The following is a 19,090-nucleotide window of genomic DNA, read 5'->3' on the forward strand; positions in this document are numbered from 1 at the left end:
AGAGGTTAATGATGTTGAAAAAGCTGTGCTTTTTGCTCTGCAGTTGTCTTGGGCTAATAAGTTCACCCGTCCTGGCGGCAGTCATTCTACAGTATCACCATGTTTCTGACAGCTCGCCGGCCAGTACCAGTGTGACCCCTGCCCAGTTTCGGGAGCAGATGCAGTATCTGGCGGATCATGATTTCAATGTGGTGCCGCTGACCCAAGTAATAGAGACGATCCGTCAGTCCAAAACGTTGGCACCGAGAACGGTTGCCATCACCTTCGATGACGGTTACCTCAGCATTGCCGAGGCCGCTCACCCAATACTGAAAGAGTTTGGCTTTCCCTACACACTGTTTGTGGCGATAGAACCGATAGAAAAGGGTTACCGTGAGATGATGAGCTGGGAGCAGCTCAGAACACTGGCGGCAGAAGGCGCTGAGATTGCCAACCACAGTTGGGGGCATGAGCATCTGATCCGCCGCAATGCCACCGAAACCGAGGAGCAGTGGCTGGCGCGAATCGAAGCCAACCTGCTTGAGACCGAGGCCCGAATTGCCAAAGAAACCGGCGACAATCTGAAGATACTCGCTTATCCCTACGGCGAATATAACAGCCAGTTGGAGGCCTTGTTGCAGCGTCTTGGATTTGTTGGCTTGGGGCAGCAGTCCGGTGCGGCAGGCCCTCACTCTGCTTTGACCTCTTTGCCGCGTTTTCCCGTGGCTGGCGCCTATGCCGATATGAATGCTCTAAAGGTGAAACTGTATAGCCTGAATATGCCGGTGCAGGCCATCTCCCCCAGTAACCCTGAGTTACCCATGGGTCAGTGGCGGCCCGAACTTGAGGTGACTCTGGACATGAGCGATATCAATCAGTCGCAGCTCATGTGTTATGTACAGGGGCAGGGCGCCAAGAAACCTCAATGGTTGTCGGCGAATCGTTTCCGTATTCAGGCTGAACTGGACTTGCCTCCGGGGCGATCCAGATACAACTGTACCGCCCCCAGCAAGCGTCACGGCAGCTATTATTGGTTTTCCCAGGCATGGGTTAGGCCAAAGGATGACGGCAGCTGGGTCAAGGAGTAGTCAGTAATTGCAACAACCTGGCCGGGATATTCGCCAGTGGCAACTGCTCGTTGCAGGCATTGAGTGCCACTGCCGAGCCAGGCATACCCCAAACCACGGAACTGGCCTCATCCTGGGCTATGGTATGTGCTCCCGTCTGATGCATTTTCAGCAGGCCGGCCGCACCGTCTTTACCCATGCCCGTGAGTATCACCCCTATCGCCGACTTAGCGGCAATCTCGGCAATGCTGTTGAACAGCACATCCACCGAGGGCTTATGGCGGTTGACGGTTTCCGTGTCCAGCAGCCTGGTGTAGATATGGGCCCCACGGCGCTCGAGTACCAAGTGGGCATGGCCCGGTGCCAGATAGGCAACGCCCTGAGTCAATCTTTCCCCGCCCTGAGCCTCTATCACTTCCATTCTGGCGTGTTGGTTGAGGCGGCGGGCAAATGAAGCGCTGAAGGCCGCGGGAATATGCTGGGCTATGACTATGGGGGGAGTATTGGCCGGCAGCGGTGCCACTACCCGTTGAATGGCCTCAGTACCGCCGGTGGAAGCGCCTATGGCTATAATACGGTTTTTGAGTTTGGCATCACCGCTCAGTGGTGCAGTGCTGCCTTGTTGAGGGGTGACATGGCTGGCGGCAGCCAGATGCACCTTATCGATCAGCTCTTGCTGATAGTCCAGAAGCCTATTGGTCAAGTCCTGTTTAGGCTTGGCGATAAAGTCGACCGCCCCGAGGGATAAGGCCTCCAGGGTTACGTCGGCGCCGCGCTCGGTCAAGGACGACACCATGACTACAGGCATGGGCCTTAGGCGCATCAAGTTGCGCAGAAAGGCCAGGCCATCCATCTTGGGCATTTCCACATCCAGGGTCAGTACATCAGGCTGCAGCGCCTTAATCATCTCTCTGGCTTCGTAGGGGTCCTCGGCGCAGCCGACGACATCTATGTCTTGGGCCTGGCTGAGCATATGACTCAGCAACTGGCGTACCAGTGCCGAGTCGTCAACAATCAGAACTTTTACCATGATCAGTATGGCTCCTTGCTTCCTGAGACATGGGACAGCCGCGGCAGAGTCGAATCCTGATGCCGCAGGCGATAAGTGGTTTGAGCGACGGTTTCAAACTCACGGGAGATATTGGTCAGGCTTTCCGAATGGCCAATAAATAACACACCATCATCGGCCAGGAGTTTTCTGAAACCGGCCACTATCTTCTGCTTGGTGCTCTGGTCGAAATAGATCAGCACATTACGGCAGAAGATGGCATCGAATGGGCCCTGCATCGGCCAGGGCTCCAGTAAGTTGAGCTGCTTGAAGAAGAGTAATTTTTTGATCTGGTTGCTAATACTAAACTCTTCCGCTGCGCCTTGCAGATAGTGGTGCCATCGTTCAGGGATGGCCTCCATTCCGGCCAGGGGATAAACTCCGGCTTCGGCTCTGGCCAACACATTGGTATCGAGATCGGTTGCCAATATTTTCAGGTCCCAACCCGAGGCGGCTGGAAAGTGCTCTGCCAAGGTCATGGCTATGCTGTAGGGCTCTTCACCGCTGGAGCAGGCTGCCGACCAAACTCTCAGCCTGCGTTGCTTGCGCTGCTGCCAATAGGGCACCAGTTCAGTTTCCAGAAAGTTGAAGTGGTGCCGCTCACGGAAAAAGGAGGTCAGATTGGTGGTCAACGCGTTGATAAATGGCGCCAGTTCCAGAGGGTCGCTTTGCAGCTTGAGGCAGTATTCCCCGAAGTTGGGCAGCCGCAACAATCGCAGCCGGCGGCTGAGCCTGGAATACACCATATGGCGCTTGCGCTCGGGTAACACTATCCCTGTGTGTTGGTAGGCCAGCTCGCGGATGATGCCGAAATCCGCGGCTGTCATCGGGAATGCCTTCTCTTCATCGAAGCTCAATCAGTATCTCCTAGAACTCGCTCCACTCTTCTGAACTGACACGGATCTTGGGGGACTTATCCCCGGCGATCAGGGTCAGGGGCTTGCCGGCGCCCTTTTCCAGATTGGCGGTATTGAAGAAGCCCAATTGACGCTTCATGCTTCTTGCCTGTTCGGCCATGGCATCTCCTGCTGCCGAGACCTGTTCCACCAGGGCGGCATTTTGCTGAGTCATTTCATCCATCTGTGATACAGCCTTATTGACCTCCTGGATCCCAACCGACTGCTGCTCTGCGGCTATGCTGATCTGGTTGATCATGCCGGCTACCTTGGACACGGCTTGCACTATCTCCTGCAGGGTTTCACCGGATTGATTGACCAACTGAGTGCCATCCGTGACCTTGTTGACGCTGTCGCGGATCAGCTCCTTGATCTCTTTGGCGGCACCGGCGCTGCGCTGTGCCAGGTTACGTACCTCTCCGGCCACTACGGCAAAACCACGGCCCTGTTCTCCAGCTCTGGCAGCCTCGACCGCAGCATTCAGCGCCAGCAGGTTGGTCTGAAAGGCGATTTCATCTATCACGCTGATGATGTCGGCAATGCGTTTGCTCGAGGTGTTGATCTCCTCCATGGCGCTGACTGCCTGTTTGACTACCTTGCCACCTTCGCCTGCCTTCTCGCTGGCCTCCTGAGCTAAGTTGTTGGCCAGAGTGGCATTTTCGGCGCTTTGCTTCACAGTGGCTGTCATCTCTTCCATGCTGGAGGCGGTTTGCTCCAGGGAGGCGGCCTGCTCTTCGGTACGCTGGCTAAGATCGGCGTTGCCCTGAGCTATCTCTTCGGCTCCTGAGGTGACGGTATTGGCCGAGTCATTGATGCCCCCAATCACTTCGGTCAACTTACTGATGGTGGCATTGGCATCTTGCTGCAGCTTGGCAAACTGACCCTGATATTCGCCGTCAAGTTTTCGATCCAGTTGCCCCTTGGCCAGGCCATCGAAGATATCGGCGATTTTGGAGATGACATTGTCGGCTATGCCTACCAAGCGGTTGAGGCCGTTGGAGAGGTTAAGGAAGAAGCCTTCCTTGTTGTGAATATCCAGGCGGCGGCTCAGGTCGCCGTCGTTGGCCGCCGTGATAATGGCGTCAATCTCCTGCTCTATGGCCACTTCATTGGTACGGTCGGCCCACTCAACCACAGTGCCAATTCGTCCCTGTTCCGGGTCCAGTATCGGGTTGGCAATGATTCTGAAGGTACGGCCGCCAACTTGCAGCTGGCTGTCGTAGGTCTCGGTCAATCCGGCGAGAATATTGCGCTGGTGGCTGGGGACCTTGTGGAAACCATCGATATTTTGTCCCAGCAGTTTGCTGGCATTGAACTTGGGCAGGTCGCGGAGAATATCTTTCTCGGCTGCCTGAAACATCTGCTGCACAGCTTGGTTGAGGTAGATGATATTGCCGTCGTTATCCGCCACCATGGTATTTGAACTGACATTATCCAATGCCTGACGAATGCGGGCATTTTCGGCCGCCAGTTGTTTTTCCTGCTGCTCTCTGGCCAGGCTGGCGGTGATATCCTGCCACTCCACTACTGTGCCGGTACGCTTGCCCTGCTCAAATACCGGGGTGGCAATCAGGTTGAATGTCAGCCCGGCCACCTTGATGCGTGTGTTATAGCTGTCGGTGAGCTGGTCCAGCAATTGTCGCTGATGCTCAGGATGGCGATGGAAGATATCGATATTGCTGCCAATCAGCTTGCTCATGTTGAAGGCCTGCAACTCCTGTTGCAGCTTTTGCTCATTGCCGGCCAGCATTTCATTCAGTGAGTCGTTCAGGTAGATGATGTTGTAGTCGGTATCGGCGACCATCACATTGGCCTGGCAGACATTGAGAGCCTGCTTGATGCGGGTGTTCTCTGTAGCGCTTTGCTGCTCCAATTGTTGTTTGCTAAGGGCTTCGGTGAGATCCTGCCATTCGACCACAGTGGCAATACGTTGCTTGTTTTCGTCGAATACCGGCGAAGCTATCAGGCTGAAGGTGCGACGACCTACCTTGATCTGAGTCGAGTAGACCTGCTCCAAGCCGGCGATCAATTTCCTTTGATGCTCAGGGTTGCGGTGGAAAACATCCATATTGGCGCCCTGCAGCTTGTCGGCCTGGAATTTGGGCAATACCTCTTGAATGTCGGCCTCGGCGTCCTGCATGGTTTGTTGCAGCGAGTGGTTGAAGTAGAGAATATCACCGGCCGGATTGGCCACCATCACATTGGCTTGGCAGATATCCAGAGCCTTGAGAATGGCTTGCTGCTGTTGCTGGCTCTGACGCCAACGACTGAGCTCGTCCAGCAGTGGCTTCCAGCCCGGCAGATCAAGCTCGGCAAACTGCTGCGTGCCGTCTTTCAGCAACCGCTGCAGTTGGTTGATGGCGCTATCCAGGGTGCCTTTGTGCTTGAGTGAGTGCAATAGCCCAAGCAGTATGCAAACCAGTGTGACGCCCTGCAGAATAATAATGATATTGGGATCCTGGCCTAGCAGCATGAGCGCCATCACGGCGATGCCCGTGATTAAGCCAAGCAGATTCCAGGGATTGCTGTTGATTATGTTGGCATTGGCGGCATCCATTCTTCTTTCCTCGATGTCTTAAAGGTTGGCAGCCTGAGGCTGTTCCAAGTCCAGTTGCTGCAGCAAACTGGAAAGTTGTGATGCATCCGGCAGCACTTCATTGCCGAGTAACATATTGATATTCAATAGTATTACCATCTTATCGGCCACACAGGTGAGCCCATGGATGAAACGCATGTCCGTGTCCTGACCAAAATCGGGCGCACTGCGGATCTCGCTCTGGGTGATACTGAAAACATCGGAAACGGCATCCACCACTATGCCCATCACCTTGTGCTGTTTATCCAGGCGCACTTTCAGCACTATCACTACTGTGGTTGGGCCATATGCCAGGGTCTTGATACCGAACCTTTGACGCAGATCTATGATGGGGACTATGGTGCCGCGCAGATTGATCACCCCTTTGACATGGGGCGGCGCATTGGGAATAACCGTAGTTGCTTCCCAGCCACGGATCTCCTGCACCGAGAGAATATCGACACCATATTCCTCATCGGCCATCATAAAGGTGAGGTATTGCTGTGATTGATCTTCCGCAGCTGCCGATGTTGCAGGGTTGGATTCTGTCATTGCGCTTCCCTTCTAGGCTGCATGTTCCTGAGTTTGATTGAGGCCAGACATGGTCACGAGTCCGGGAATATCCACTATCAGCGCCACCCGTCCGTCACCGAGAATGGTGGCGCCGGACACTCCGGGCACTTTGGCGTAGTTGTCTTCCAGACTCTTGATCACCACTTGTTGCTGCGCCAGCAACTCATCGACCAGCAGGCCGACTTTTTGGTTGTTGTTGTCCACCACCATCACCAGCCCCTCTTTGACCTCTTTGGCCTGAGCCTGGTGATTGAACTCCTGATAAACGCGGATGACCGGCAGGTACTCGTCTCGCAGGCGGATCACTTCGTGCTCTTCAGACAGCTTGTTGACCTTACTGCTTTCCACTTGCAACGACTCATAGATGGAGACCAGCGGCACCACATAAGTATGCTCGCCGACCCTCACCAACTGGCCGTCGAGAATGGCCAGGGTCAAAGGCAAGCGAATGGTAAAACGGCTACCCTTGCCGGGCGTCGAGGCCAGCTCTACACTGCCGCTGAGTGCTTGAATGTTGCGTCTGACCACATCCATACCCACGCCCCGGCCAGAGAGGTCGGAGACGCTGTCGGCGGTAGAAAAGCCGGGTTTAAAGATGAGTTGCTGAATCGCCTCTGTGCTGAGTTCCTCTTCAGCGCCGACCAAGCCTTTATCTCTGGCCTTGGCGAGAATTCTGCCGGTATCCAATCCGGCGCCGTCATCGGTTATTTCTATGACGATATTGCCGCCTTGATGGAAGGCGTTGAGGGTGATCCTGCCGGTTTCCGGTTTACCCTTGGCACTGCGCACGGCAGGGGATTCAATGCCGTGATCCAAAGAGTTACGTACCAGATGCACCATGGGGTCGACAATTTTCTCCATCACTGTCTTGTCCAGCTCTGTCTCCTCGCCTTTGAGGATCAGCTCGACCTTCTTGCCCAGCTGCTGACCTATATCGCGTACCAATCGGGGAAAACGGTTGAAGGCGAAGCTGATAGGCAGCATGCGGATCTGCATCACGCTTTCCTGCAGATCCCGAGTGTGATTGGCCAATTGCTCCAGCCCCTGCTGCAGTGACAGCAGAGCGTTATCGTCAATGCGTTCCTGTTGGCCTATCTGCCCCAGCATAGCCTGGGTGATCACCAGCTCACCCACCATATTGATCAGCATGTCTATCTTGTCGGTGCTGACCCGGATAGAACTGGTTTCCGCCGTTTTGGCAACAGCCTTGCCGGACTCCACTTTGGCTGTGGTGGCTGCGACCTGTGTCTCTTGGGAGGATGGGGCAGAAGTCGAGATAGGGGCTTGTTCCTGCGGAGACACACCTTCGACAAGCTGTGCCTTGGCGGGTAACTGCTGATAATGGATTTCACAGTCGTCCTCGACCCACTCAAACACCTCTTTTATCCGCTCAAGTGGCGCCTCTGTGTCGAGTTGCAGCTGCCAATACAGACGGCAGGATTCGGGGTCCAGGTCTTCAAACTCAGGCAGTTCCTGCGCTGGCAGGCTGACCTTTAGCTCACCCAGCTCGGCGAGTTCGTTGAACATCAAAATGGGGTCGTTGCCGCATCTGAGAATGTCGGCGCCGGCATGGAAATCTATCTGCCAGCTGAGCCCAATATCTTTGGTTTCAGACTCTTTGGTTTCTGATACTTTGGCTGCTGACTTTTCATTGCTTTGGCTGGCGTTATCCGGCGCATCTTCGACCCCGGCAACTGCGGACAGCTCCTGATTGAAGCGGTTTTCCAGCTCTTGTTGCTGGGGCGATTCAAAGCTTTGACCTGCCATCAAGGCCTGCAGCATGTTGCGCAGCAGATCCACCGACAAGAGCAACATATCCTGATGATTGGCGGTCATTTCCCGGCGGCCATCACGGATTTCATCCAACAGGGTTTCCAGCAAGTGGGTGAATCCGGCGACCTGGTTGAAACCAAAAGTGGCGCTGCCTCCCTTAATCGAATGGGCGGCACGAAAAATGGTATTTATGGTTTCCGGATCCGGTTGCTGCACGTTCAGTTTCAGCAGCTCAGATTCCATGACCTCCAGGCCTTCGAGGCTTTCTTCAAAGAACACCTGGGTGAATTGGCTCAGATCTATGTCCATATATCCGCTCCTTGCCGGAGGCTAACCCAATACTTTGCGAACCGTGGCCAACAGCTGATCCGGGTTGAAGGGTTTGACTATCCAACCGGTGGCTCCGGCGGCTCGTCCCTGTTGCTTCTTGTCTGTGGTCGACTCTGTGGTCAGCATCAACATGGGCACAAACTTGTAGTTGGGCAGCTCGCGCAAGTTACGTATCAGCTCGATACCATCCATAATTGGCATGTTGACGTCCGATATCACCAGGTCAAACTCTCTGCCTTGGGCTACTTTCAACGCTTCCTCGCCATTGTTGGCTTCGGTCACGTCGAAACCTGCTGTCTTGAGAGTAAAGCTCACCATTTGCCGCATGGAGGCTGAATCATCAACTGCGAGGATTGTCTTCATTGAGCGTTTCCTTTTCAAAATCCGAATCGAGTGTCGGGATCCTGATACCCAGGCGCGTCAGTTGAGCGATAAAGGCGGGTTGAGCCTGTTGCCATGACAGTTTCAACCCTCGCTTGTCGCAACTCAGAGCAAACAGGTACAGCAACTGGGCGCCGGCAGTATCCACCTTGTGCAACTCACCGGCATCCAGGATCAATTCATCGACCCGATGCAAGAGCTCCAATAGTTTTTGGTAGAGTGGCTGAATATTGCGAATGCTTATTTCTGAACCCAGTGCCAGTGTGTCGATGGACATAGTGCTTCCCTGTTTTCCCAACACACAAAAGATAGTCGGCAAATTTCACTTCTGCCTCTTTTCAAAAGAAAAAATGGTATATGAATGACTAGGCTCTTTAGGGGGTTAGTGAGGCCCTTGATACTGAGTAACCAGAGTGCGAAAGTCGGCCAGCAGTTCATCGTTGCGGATTTGCGGCAGTTGTCCGGGTGTCTGTGAACTGGGCTTGATGGTGGCGTAGCGGCGGCCGTCGGGCGAGATCAGGATCAAAGAGGCGCTGTGATCCACTTGGTAGTCAGGGCCATCGCCGACCAGTGAATACACCAGGCCCAGATCGCGGCTGAAGGGCAGTAATGCCGGGTGCTCGGCCCGCAAACCTATGAACTCGGGATTAAAGAAGGCCAGGTAGTCTTTGAGTTTGCTTTGGCTGTCACGCTCAGGGTCGACACTGAGCAGTATCACCTGTATTGGTGCCACTTGTGCCAGTTTCGGGTAGACGGCACTGAGTTTGCCAAGGGTGGTGGGACATACGTCCGGGCAGGAGGTGTAACCGGCGAAAATCAGACTCCATTTCTGTTTTAGCTTGTCATTATCGAATTGATGACCGTTTTGGTCCTGCAACTCAAAAGGTTGCAGTGGCCTTGGGGTTTCATATTGAAAGCTGGTTTGCAGTGCCTGCTGCGGCTGAGACGAAGGTCGGTGAAACAGCTGCACACTGGCCAAACCGCCAAGACCTATGAGCAAAATACCTGCCACCAAGATGCGTTTCTTCATGATTCAACTCCAGAGGTAATGATCCACAAGCAGGGCAATAAACAGCAGCATCAGCTGATAGATAGAGAAACGGAACACGGCCATCGCCAGCCCGGGGCGGTCGGCAAACTTGAGTTGCCAGGCCTTGTAGATAAACAGGCAACTGAGAATGGTGGAAGCCAGCAGATAGACGGGGCCACTCAAGCCAACCAAAACCGGCAATAAGCAGGCGATGGCCAGCAGTAGGGTGTAGAGCAGAATACAGGTCTTGGTAAATTCCACCCCGTGAGTCACAGGCAGCATGGGGATATCCACCTTGGCATACTCTTTTTGACGGTGAATGGCCAAGGCCCAGAAATGAGGTGGAGTCCAGGTGAAAATAATGATCACCAACAGCCAGGCGTGGCCGTGAAAGTCATTGGTTACCGCCGTCCAACCCAGCAGTGGCGGCATGGCACCGGCAAGGCCACCTATCACGATATTTTGAGGGGTTGCCCGCTTTAAATAGGCGGTATAGATAAGGGCGTAGCCAATCAGGCTGGCACAGGTTAACCAGGCGGTGAGTGGATTCACCAGCCAATAGAGTAAGGTAAAGCCCGCCAATCCAAGCAAGACGGCAAAGCTCAAGGCTCGACTCACGCTCACTCGTCCCTTGGGTAAGGGGCGGTTATAAGTGCGGGCCATCAGGCCATCAATGCGTCGATCGATAAGGTGATTCAAGGCGGCCGCCGAGCCCGCCATCATGGCAATTCCCATTAGCCCGGCAAGCAAGGGCTGTAGGGGGACGGCACCGGGCAACGCCAGGCACATGCCCACCAGGACGGTGAGCAGCATCAGCGCCACCACCTTGGGCTTGGTCATTTCCAGGTAGTCGCGCCAGGAGATCTCTGTGCGGGTCGCGTCCTGGGCTATGGAGAGTAGTTTGGCCATAAACAGTCCCTCTTCAGGCTTTACGCCAAAGCGCATAGTTGATGAATACCAAAGTCAGCAGCAGCAGGGCTGCGCCACCGTTATGGGCAACCGCCACCGGCAGCGGCAGATGCAGCAAGACGTTGGCCAGGCCCAATGACAGCTGTAATCCCAGCACTAAGGTGAGTACCAGAGCCGAGCGCTTCAACATGCTCGAGTCGGCTCTGCGCCAGAGCATGAATGCCAGGGTGAGTACTAGTATCGCGGTCAGCAGGGCACCTATTCGGTGGGCAATATGTATGGTCATCCGGGTGTGATAATCCAATACGCCGAACTCAAAGCTGGGATGCTGCCCCTGAAAAGGAGAGAAGGCATCTGCCAGACGTAGGTTGCTGCTCCAGTCACCTTCGCAGATAGGCAACTCTGTGCAGGCCAGGGCGGCGTAGTTGGAGGAGGTCCAGCCGCCAAGCATAATTTGCAGTACCACAACGGCCAGCGCCACCATGGCCAAAGGCGCCAAGGTGCGGGCTTTGGGATCGCCATCCGGGATTTGCAGCGGCCGGAGCCTGAGATACAGCAGCAGCAACAGCGAAAACAGGGTGAATCCCCCGAGCAGGTGAGACATGACCACGACGGGCATCAGTTTCATGGTCACAGTCCACATTCCCAGCAGCGCTTGAAATACGATCAGGGCAGCGATCAGTCCCGGCAGCGTCTTCGGGGTTGCGCTGCCACGCCAACTCTGGATCAAAATAAGTAATACCAGAATCCCCAGCGAGCCGGCCACATATCTGTGGATCATCTCCAGCCAGGCTTTCTTGGGTTCTATTTCTTGTCCCGGAAAGTGGCGTTCGACATGAGCCAATTCATGGGCCTGAGAAGGCACCTTGATATGGCCATAGCAACCGGGCCAGTCGGGGCAGCCAAGGCCGGCATCCGACAGCCGGGTGTAGGCGCCCAACAGGATGACCGTCAGAGTGCAGATGAGGGTCATCTTCAGTAGCAAGTTCAGTTTCATCAGCCCACCCTCGAGAGTTTCAACAGCTTGCGCAGGTCGCTGACCAAGGCCTTGCCCTGTAGGAGTTGGCTCTGGTGATCCACTACCCCCGGATAGGCCAACACCCAAGCGCCCAGAGGGTCGACTATCACCAACATCTGCTGCTGCAATGGATTCTCGGCGGTCAGAGGTTTATCCAGAGTGACTCGATGAAAGTCGTTGTTTAGCGGAGCTTCCGTGTCGCTTTCCCGGTTAACGAAAATCAGGGTGTCGACCCTGTCCATCTCGGCGCCCAGCGCCGTATGGCTCTGCTGCAATATGTAGAGTCGTTCCTGGCATAGTTCATCGCAGTTGGACGGTATCAGGTATAGGACTTGCCAACGGCCGGGAAGCGGGTTGTCGAGTCCAAGTTGCTGATAACCCAGATTAGTCGGCAGCAACTGGCCCTTATTGGTGGCCCCACCTTGATATAGCTCGAAGCTCAGTACCAGTTTTGCCAGTATCACAGGCAGGGCAAAGGCCAGCAGTAGTATCAAGAGTGGTCTTTGGGTTCGGGAGTTCATCCTGGCTCCTCTTGCTGTAATTGGGCGTTCTGAATTCAGCTCGCCCTATGGTTAGTGTCGATTCAGTTTCCAGCGCCACCAGACAAGCAGTAACAACAGGGCGGCAGCCATGGAAAACCACTGCAGGGCATAACCCAAGTGTTTTTCAGCCGGCATGGGCAATGGCTGCCAGGGTCTTGGCAAGTCCACACCTTCCAGCTGAACCGGCTGCAACACGGCCGGAATCAGTTTGTGCCCAAGCAAGTGTTCGAGCTGTGACCAGTTGAGATTCTGTATTCGCTTGGGCCAACCGGCTTCGGCCAAGAGCTCCTGGCTCAGTGGGTTACTGCCCTTTTGCCACAATCGGCCTTCGAGGGTGAGGCGTGGCGGTAATGGCAATATCTCTGGCAGTTCACTGCGTTTTTCTGGAGCTGGGATAAACCCCAGCTCCAGCAATAACCAGGGTTGCTCCGGCTCAACTTGCAGAGGTTGCAGCAACAGGTAGCCCACTCGTCCTTGGTACACCTGGTTGTCCAGCAGCAATTGCTTACCGCTCAATACATTGGCACTCAGCTGCAGTTTCTGCCCTGTGAGCCGGCTGCCAGGGTCTTGCCTCAGCAGAGCTGAAAAACTGCTTGGCCCCGCATCTGCTTTGGCAGCAATCTCCTGAGCCAATAGTTGCTTTTCTTCAGCGCGCTGCAGTTGCCAGAATCCCAGCTTGACCATGAGTAGAAACAGCCCCAAAGTAAATAACAGTGCAAGGTAACGCCCCCAAGGGATGGGAGAGTGAATGTCAGTCAGTTTTTTCTTTAAAGTCATATTGGTACTGCTACTGCTGTTCATCATTTTCAACCTTGGTCGCGCCCTGTGGATCATGGTGCGCGGCGATTCATCTGTTCCCATGAGCCGTTTTCTTGGCCGCCGGGTGTTGTTTTCGGCGCTGGTGGTTCTTTTGTTGCTGCTGGCATTGGCGCTGGGGATTATTTCCCCTAATCCCCGGCCTTACTAAAGCACGTACACAAAAACAAACAGGCATAGCCACACCACGTCGACAAAGTGCCAATACCAGCTGCCGGCCTGAAAGGCAAAGTGACGCTCAGCGCTGAAGTGCCCCTTTAAAACCCTGAAAAACAGCACCAACAGGAATAGCGTGCCCAGAGTCACATGCATACCGTGGAAACCTGTCAGCAGGAAGAAGGTGTTGCCATAGACACCGGACTGCAGCGTCAGCCCCAGCTCAGTGTAGGCATGGACATATTCCTCTCCCTGCAAGATTAGAAAGGCCAGTCCCAGCAAGATGGTGAGTCCAAGCCAGAGGGTTAAGGCGGTGCGTTTGCCTTTCTCTAACCCCAGGTGGGCAAAGTGCAGGGTAATAGAGGAGGTGAGTAGAATAATGGTGTTGAAAAGAGGTAAACCATTCCAACCCATGGCTTGGGTTTCAGTGCCGTCCGGGGTTTTCAGTAAGGGCCAGCCTGCGCTGAATCCAGGCCAGAGCACTTCGTTGGTCATGGCATTGTTGGATGCGCCACCCAACCAAGGCACGGCCACCATACGGGCATAGAAGAGGGCGCCGAAAAAGGCCGCAAAGAACATCACCTCAGAGAAGATGAACCAACTCATTCCCTGACGAAATGACCTGTCCATCTGTGGCGAATAGAGACCACTCATGGATTCATGGATCACGTTTCTGAACCAGCCAATCAGCATGAACAGAATGACGGCAATTCCTGCCAGCAGTACGTAACTGCCGTGGCCACCGTCAGACTTGAGCTGGGATACATAAGTACCGGCACCATAGGCGATAAGGAAAAGCCCCAATGCGCCGACAATCGGCCAGGCGCTTTGAGCCGGAACATAATAGTGTTCATGTTTACTGGTCATTTCGCTGCTCCTTGCTCCAGGGCATCGGATATCTGTCTATCCGTGATGTCATAGAGGGTGTAAGAGAGGGTCAGAGTGCTGATGGAGTCCGGCAGGTCCGGATCCACGTAAAACACCAGCGGCAGCTCGGCACTGGCATCGGCAGCCAGCGGCTGCTGATTGAAACAGAAGCACTCGGTTTTATTGAAGTAGGCGGCGCCTTGTCCCGGTGAAACGGAAGGGATTGCCTGACCTATCTTGTATTGGTGTGACAGGTTGCGGGCCAGAAAGCGGGTATGGGTCAACTGGCCGGGATGCACCTTGATACGGGTCACTTCCGGCTTGAACTCCCACGGCATTCCCTTGGCCACCTGAGAGATAAACTCCACAGTGACCAAGCGGCTGTTATCCACTTGGGCACTATAAGTGGCGGCGCTGGTGTTGGTCTTGCCATTGATCCCCAACTGCTGACAAAGCACGTCATAGAGCGGCACCAGGGCAAAGCCGAAGCCGAACATGGCTACGGCGCCAAGCAGCAGCAGGCGTACCAGTTTACGGTTGTCGGGGCGGGAGTCTGTCATATCACTTAATCTCCGGCGGAGTGCTGAAGGTGTGATAAGGCGCCGGACTTGGGAGTGTCCACTCAAGCCCCTGGGCTCCTTCCCAAGGTTTGGCCGGAGCCTGGGCGCCACCACGAATACACTTGATCACCAGTACCAGAAATATCAGCTGTGACAGGCCAAAGGCAAAACCGCCAATGGAGACAATCTGATTGACATCGGCAAACTGCACCGAGTAGTCGGGGATGCGTCTGGGCATACCGGCCAGCCCGAGGAAATGCATCGGGAAGAACAACACATTGACCGAAATGACCGAGCACCAGAAATGCCACTTGGCCAAGGTCTCGCTGTACATATGCCCGGTCCACTTGGGTAGCCAGTAATAGGCGGCGGCCATGATGGAGAAGATGGCGCCGGTGACCAGCACATAATGAAAATGGGCAACCACAAAGTAAGTGTCATGGTATTGGAAGTCGGCTGGGGTGATTGCCAACATCAGGCCGGAGAAGCCGCCTATGGTGAAGAGAATAATAAAGGCACAAGCGAACATCATAGGGGCTTCAAAGCTGATGGATCCCCGCCACATGGTGGCAACCCAGTTGAATACCTTGACCCCGGTTGGCACGGCAATCAGCATGGTGCAGTACATAAAGAAGAGTTCGGCAAAGACAGGCATACCTGTGGTGAACATGTGATGTGCCCACACCAGGAAGGAGAGGATCGCGATGCTGGCGGTGGCGTAGACCATTGAGGCGTAGCCAAACAAAGGCTTGCGACTGAATGCCGGAATGATGGCCGAGATGATGCCGAATGACGGCAATATCATTATGTACACCTCGGGGTGGCCGAAGAACCAGAAAATATGCTGGAACATCACAGGATCTCCGCCGCCGGCGGCATCGAAGAAGCTGGTGCCGAAGAATTTGTCTGTGAGTACCATGGTCACAGCCCCGGCTAATACCGGCATAACGGCTATCAGAAGGAAGGCGGTGATAAGCCAGGTCCAGACGAACAGGGGCAGCTTCATCCAGTTCATGCCAGGTGCGCGCAGATTCACTATGGTGACTATCACGTTGATAGCCCCCATAATTGAGCTTATCCCCATGATATGTATTGAAAAAACAAACAAGGCTGTACTGTCGGCGCTATAAGTTGTCGACAATGGGGCATAGAAGGTCCAGCCAAAATTGGGGCCGCCACCTTCCATAAACAATGAGCTAAGCAGGATCAGGAAGGCGAAGGGCAAAATCCAGAAGCTCCAGTTGTTCATCCTCGGCAGCGCCATATCCGGCGCACCTATCATCATGGGGATCAACCAGTTGGCCAGACCGGTAAAGGCCGGCATCACGGCGCCAAAAACCATGATAAGGCCATGAACTGTGGTCATTTGGTTAAAGAAGTTGGGTTCGACCAGTTGCAATCCGGGCTGGAATAGCTCAGCACGGATCACCATGGCCATGGCGCCCCCTATCAGGAACATGATGAAGCTGAACCAGAGATAGAGTGTGCCTATGTCTTTATGGTTGGTGGTCAGCAACCAGCGCATGATCCCCTTGGGGGCGTGATGATGCTGGTGTTCCTGTTCAGCGATTTCCTGAACGCCGGCTTCGGCATCTTGACTGAATGAGTTCATCTTCTCCCCCTACTGCCCGTGGTTATTGACGTCGGCGGCTTGCACAGTGTCGCCTGTATTATTGCCCCAGGCATTACGCTCATAGGTCACCACAGCAGCCAGTTCCTTGGCGGTTATCTGTTTGCCGAAGGCCTGCATGGCGGTGCCTGTCTTGCCATGGATCACTATGTCCAGATGGGCAGCGATTGGGCCTATGGCAATAGCACTGCCCTTGAGCGCCGGGAACACCCCTTGAAGTCCGGCGCCGTTGGGCTGATGACAGGCGGCGCAACGCGCCATATAGATCTGTTCGCCAAGCGCCATGGCCTCATCATGGCTCATGGTCTCACTGAGGGCCGCCTGAGCTTCTTCGGCGGCCGTAGCCGCGGCTTGTTTCTGTTCCGCCATCCAGGCGTCAAACTCATCTTCTGCCAGTACCTTCACCACAATCGGCATAAAGCCGTGGTCTTTACCGCAAAGCTCGGCACATTGGCCGCGGTAGATCCCCGGTTTGTCCACCCGGGTCCAGGCTTCGTTAATAAAACCGGGATTGGCGTCTTTTTTGACGGCAAAGGCGGGCACCCACCAGGAGTGGATCACATCATCTGAGGTCATCAGGAATCGGACTTTGCGATTGATGGGCAATACCAAAGGCTTGTCGACTTCAAGTAAGTAGTGCTCGCCCTTGGCTTCCTGGCCTTCTATCTGGGATCTCGGCGTTGCCAATATGCTGAAGAAGTCGATGTCTTCGCCGAAATAGCTGTAGTGCCATTTCCATTGCGAGCCGGTGATCTTGACCGTCAGGTCGGCATCACTGGGATCTTCCATGGCAATCAGCGTTTTGGTTGCGGGGATTGCCATCAGGATCAGGATTAAAAAGGGGATAAGCGTCCAGGCAATTTCTACCTTGGTACTTTCATGGAATTGGGACGCGACTGCCCCTTTGGACTTCCTATGGTTGATCATGGCGTAGATCATCACGCCGAATACGACCAAACCTATGGCGCAACAGATATAAAGAATGATCATGTGCAGGTGATACACCTTGCCACTGATCTCAGTTACCCCTTGAGTCATATTCAAGGGCATATCTGCCTGAGCGCCTGGAGACAACAAGCTGACGCACAACAAGGTCAGCAAAACACACAGCCATTGCTTCACAAGACATCTCCTCTGTCAATTGCATTCGCAACTACAAAGAAGAGTCACACAGTAAGTCTTTGCTCTATGCAAACTCTTCAGTTCCCAAAAAAGCAACGATGACTTCAAAGTGCGGCGGCGGTTTCACTTAGCTCTAGGTATACAGGTGGTGACCACTGTTGCACTTACCGCTGAATATACTCAGCATTTCCGGCGACGGCACCACTCGCTATGAATCGAAATGGGGCGGTCAACCTACGACGAATTGCATGGAGATAACACAATCGTTGTTCTTACATTACTTGTAGATTAAATATTGATCAAGATCACGATGTTTTCTAACTATATGAAAAAAAAGCGTCTGTTAATCCAGAGGTGAATTCTGTGTGAGTAGCAGAGCTGCGCGGTTTGCCGCCGATTGACAGGGGAAGGCATTGCACCAAAAAGGCACAGAAAAAAGGCCATCCCAGGGATGGCCTTTAAACACAATCAATGGATGGAGTGGGTAAGTTCGTTGAGGTGGTTATCCACCTCTTTCGCCTGCTGTCCCGTTTCCAACACTATGCCCATGGCTCTGGCGTTACGGGCGACCAGCTGCAATCGGCGGTTATCACGGGCATCCAGGCTGTCTATCCAACTGATCACTGCACTGGAGGTGCCGTTGGTCAGGGCTCTTTCCGTTGCCCACAAGGCTTCTACTTCATCCTTGGTGCGCACCAAGAGTACTCTATCCATTCTGACACCGGCCCTTGCTAAGGTTTCTTTGTAACCTATGCTGGCCGGGGCGTTAATCAAGACTATCCAGCGTCCCTGTTGACTCAATTGCGCCAATTGAGGGCAGAGGCGCAATAATTCCTGACGTCCCTGGCTATGGCTGGCCAAGCTGGAGATACCGGTATGTTGCCAAGGCTGATTGCCGGCAATACCGGTGTCTGTCCACAGGCCTGGGTGTCTTGGGGCGTTGCCAGTCATTATGCTCATAGCCAGTCTCCATTGCGTATTATCCCTACCGCCAGTCCTTCAATGGTCAATGGCTGGAAAGTCAGGTCGACTTTTATTGGGGAGTAAGCCTCGTTCTCGGCATGTAGATAAACCACATTACCTTTCTTTTCAAAGCGTTTCACAGTTACATCGTCTTCAACCCTGGCCACCACGACTTGACCGTTACGGGCTTCCTGTACCTTGTGAACCGCCAGGAGATCACCTTCGAGAATACCTATGTTCTTCATGCTGTCGCCGCGTACCCGTAGCAGAAAGTCGGCATTGGGGTGGAACATGCCAGGGTCGACCTGGTAATACTGCTCAACGTGTTCCTGAGCCAGTATGGGTTCACCGGCGGCAACCTGACCAATCAGGGGCAAGCCTGTTTCTGACTCCGCTTGTTCATCATGAGGCAGGCGAATACCACGAGAGGTGCCTGGCATGATCTCAATACAGCCTTTCTTGGCCAATGCCTTGAGGTGTTCCTCGGCGGCATTGGCGCTCTTGAAGCCCAGCCGGGTGGCAATTTCGGCCCGGGTTGGCGGCATGCCGGTGTCGGCTATATTGCGTTTAATCAGTTCCAGAATCTGTGCCTGGCGCGGTGTCAGTGGTCTCATGGTGATTCCTGTTTTTTCATACAGTACCTGTTAGTATATACAGTATTTTTATCAGTGCAAGTATTAACCAAAACTGAAACTTTTAGGGAGTGGCTAAGTAAGCCATTCGGTGCTTTGGTTTTAACGGCTTGGCCCATGCAGCATGGGGAGTTCAAGGCATTGGCCAGAGGAACTGCCGGGGCCGGTTCGCACCTTCCCTAGCTAAGGTTCAGGAAATTCTGGTATTCTATTGGGCTATTGA

19 protein-coding genes and 1 pseudogene are annotated in these 19,090 nt (G+C 54.2%); 2 read left to right on the forward strand and 18 right to left on the reverse strand.

Annotated features, from left to right (window positions below; all coding sequences use genetic code 11):
* The first annotated feature begins 11 nt into the window (after nucleotides 1-11).
* Nucleotides 12-1,067 (forward strand): polysaccharide deacetylase family protein, encoded by a 1,056-nt coding sequence (locus HCX89_RS15850; protein WP_144220688.1) that lies wholly within the window; start codon nucleotides 12-14, stop codon nucleotides 1,065-1,067.
* On the opposite strand, the gene HCX89_RS15855 is transcribed toward HCX89_RS15850, so the two are convergent.
* The 12 genes from HCX89_RS15855 to HCX89_RS15910 all read right to left on the reverse strand — a co-directional run bounded on the left by HCX89_RS15855 (nucleotide 1,057) and on the right by HCX89_RS15910 (nucleotide 12,898).
* On the reverse strand, nucleotides 1,057-2,076 hold the full coding sequence (locus HCX89_RS15855) for a chemotaxis response regulator protein-glutamate methylesterase (RefSeq protein ID WP_144220677.1): 1,020 nt from the start codon (nucleotides 2,074-2,076) through the stop codon (nucleotides 1,057-1,059). The genes HCX89_RS15850 and HCX89_RS15855 overlap by 11 nt on opposite strands.
* A gap of 2 nt (nucleotides 2,077-2,078) precedes the next feature.
* A complete protein-coding gene (locus HCX89_RS15860; protein ID WP_313906582.1) occupies nucleotides 2,079-2,951 on the reverse strand; it encodes a protein-glutamate O-methyltransferase CheR in 873 nt (290 codons plus the stop codon).
* Nucleotides 2,952-2,961: 10 nt separating this feature from the next.
* Complete coding sequence (locus HCX89_RS15865; protein WP_144128655.1) at nucleotides 2,962-5,547, reverse strand: methyl-accepting chemotaxis protein; 2,586 nt, start codon at nucleotides 5,545-5,547, stop codon at nucleotides 2,962-2,964.
* A gap of 18 nt (nucleotides 5,548-5,565) precedes the next feature.
* Nucleotides 5,566-6,117 carry a chemotaxis protein CheW gene (locus HCX89_RS15870; RefSeq protein ID WP_025888185.1) on the reverse strand — a complete coding sequence of 184 codons (552 nt, stop codon included), beginning with the start codon at nucleotides 6,115-6,117 and terminating at the stop codon, nucleotides 5,566-5,568.
* Between the two features lie 12 nt (nucleotides 6,118-6,129).
* The gene (locus HCX89_RS15875) at nucleotides 6,130-8,220 is read right to left on the reverse strand and encodes a chemotaxis protein CheA (RefSeq protein ID WP_167716666.1); all 2,091 of its coding nucleotides are present in this window, start codon (nucleotides 8,218-8,220) and stop codon (nucleotides 6,130-6,132) included.
* A gap of 21 nt (nucleotides 8,221-8,241) precedes the next feature.
* Nucleotides 8,242-8,604, reverse strand: coding sequence for a response regulator (locus tag HCX89_RS15880; RefSeq protein WP_025010825.1), 363 nt, complete (start codon nucleotides 8,602-8,604; stop codon nucleotides 8,242-8,244).
* Nucleotides 8,582-8,899 (reverse strand): STAS domain-containing protein, encoded by a 318-nt coding sequence (locus HCX89_RS15885; protein WP_025010824.1) that lies wholly within the window; start codon nucleotides 8,897-8,899, stop codon nucleotides 8,582-8,584. The genes HCX89_RS15880 and HCX89_RS15885 overlap by 23 nt, the downstream gene beginning before the upstream one ends.
* Before the next feature lie 105 nt (nucleotides 8,900-9,004).
* Nucleotides 9,005-9,652: an SCO family protein gene (locus HCX89_RS15890; RefSeq protein WP_045283946.1), complete on the reverse strand. Its 648-nt coding sequence runs from the start codon at nucleotides 9,650-9,652 to the stop codon at nucleotides 9,005-9,007.
* A 3-nt stretch (nucleotides 9,653-9,655) separates the two neighbouring features.
* Entirely contained in the window at nucleotides 9,656-10,561 is a 906-nt protein-coding gene (gene cyoE, locus HCX89_RS15895) for a heme o synthase (RefSeq protein WP_028780842.1), read from the reverse strand.
* A gap of 13 nt (nucleotides 10,562-10,574) precedes the next feature.
* On the reverse strand, nucleotides 10,575-11,558 hold the full coding sequence (locus tag HCX89_RS15900; RefSeq protein WP_107006022.1) for a heme A synthase: 984 nt from the start codon (nucleotides 11,556-11,558) through the stop codon (nucleotides 10,575-10,577).
* On the reverse strand, nucleotides 11,558-12,100 hold the full coding sequence (locus HCX89_RS15905; RefSeq protein WP_054745309.1) for a hypothetical protein: 543 nt from the start codon (nucleotides 12,098-12,100) through the stop codon (nucleotides 11,558-11,560). The genes HCX89_RS15900 and HCX89_RS15905 overlap by 1 nt, the downstream gene beginning before the upstream one ends.
* Before the next feature lie 51 nt (nucleotides 12,101-12,151).
* Nucleotides 12,152-12,898 (reverse strand): SURF1 family protein, encoded by a 747-nt coding sequence (locus HCX89_RS15910; protein WP_096142454.1) that lies wholly within the window; start codon nucleotides 12,896-12,898, stop codon nucleotides 12,152-12,154.
* On the opposite strand from HCX89_RS15910, the gene HCX89_RS15915 reads away from it, so the two are divergent.
* On the forward strand, nucleotides 12,870-13,088 hold the full coding sequence (locus HCX89_RS15915; RefSeq protein WP_025010819.1) for a DUF2909 family protein: 219 nt from the start codon (nucleotides 12,870-12,872) through the stop codon (nucleotides 13,086-13,088). The genes HCX89_RS15910 and HCX89_RS15915 overlap by 29 nt on opposite strands.
* Here HCX89_RS15915 and HCX89_RS15920 read toward each other — a convergent pair.
* The 6 genes and pseudogenes from HCX89_RS15920 to lexA all read right to left on the reverse strand — a co-directional run bounded on the left by HCX89_RS15920 (nucleotide 13,085) and on the right by lexA (nucleotide 18,849).
* Nucleotides 13,085-13,960: a cytochrome c oxidase subunit 3 gene (locus HCX89_RS15920; RefSeq protein WP_025888193.1), complete on the reverse strand. Its 876-nt coding sequence runs from the start codon at nucleotides 13,958-13,960 to the stop codon at nucleotides 13,085-13,087. The genes HCX89_RS15915 and HCX89_RS15920 overlap by 4 nt on opposite strands.
* The gene (locus HCX89_RS15925) at nucleotides 13,957-14,520 is read right to left on the reverse strand and encodes a cytochrome c oxidase assembly protein (protein ID WP_025010817.1); all 564 of its coding nucleotides are present in this window, start codon (nucleotides 14,518-14,520) and stop codon (nucleotides 13,957-13,959) included. The genes HCX89_RS15920 and HCX89_RS15925 overlap by 4 nt, the downstream gene beginning before the upstream one ends.
* A gap of 1 nt (nucleotide 14,521) precedes the next feature.
* Complete coding sequence (gene ctaD / locus HCX89_RS15930) at nucleotides 14,522-16,132, reverse strand: cytochrome c oxidase subunit I (protein WP_025010816.1); 1,611 nt, start codon at nucleotides 16,130-16,132, stop codon at nucleotides 14,522-14,524.
* 24 nt (nucleotides 16,133-16,156) lie between these two features.
* Nucleotides 16,157-17,251 (reverse strand): annotated as a pseudogene (gene coxB, locus HCX89_RS15935) (cytochrome c oxidase subunit II); the annotation flags it as partial.
* Nucleotides 17,252-17,740: 489 nt separating this feature from the next.
* Nucleotides 17,741-18,232, reverse strand: coding sequence for a cell division inhibitor SulA (locus HCX89_RS15940; RefSeq protein ID WP_037475197.1), 492 nt, complete (start codon nucleotides 18,230-18,232; stop codon nucleotides 17,741-17,743).
* Nucleotides 18,229-18,849, reverse strand: a complete 621-nt coding sequence (gene lexA / locus HCX89_RS15945; RefSeq protein WP_025010814.1) for a transcriptional repressor LexA — start codon at nucleotides 18,847-18,849, stop codon at nucleotides 18,229-18,231. Before lexA ends, HCX89_RS15940 begins: the two co-directional genes overlap by 4 nt.
* Between the last annotated feature and the right edge of the window lie 241 nt (nucleotides 18,850-19,090).

Origin of the sequence: Shewanella sp. Iso12 (assembly GCF_012030025.1) — a bacterium.
GTDB classification, from domain to species: domain Bacteria; phylum Pseudomonadota; class Gammaproteobacteria; order Enterobacterales; family Shewanellaceae; genus Shewanella; species Shewanella algae.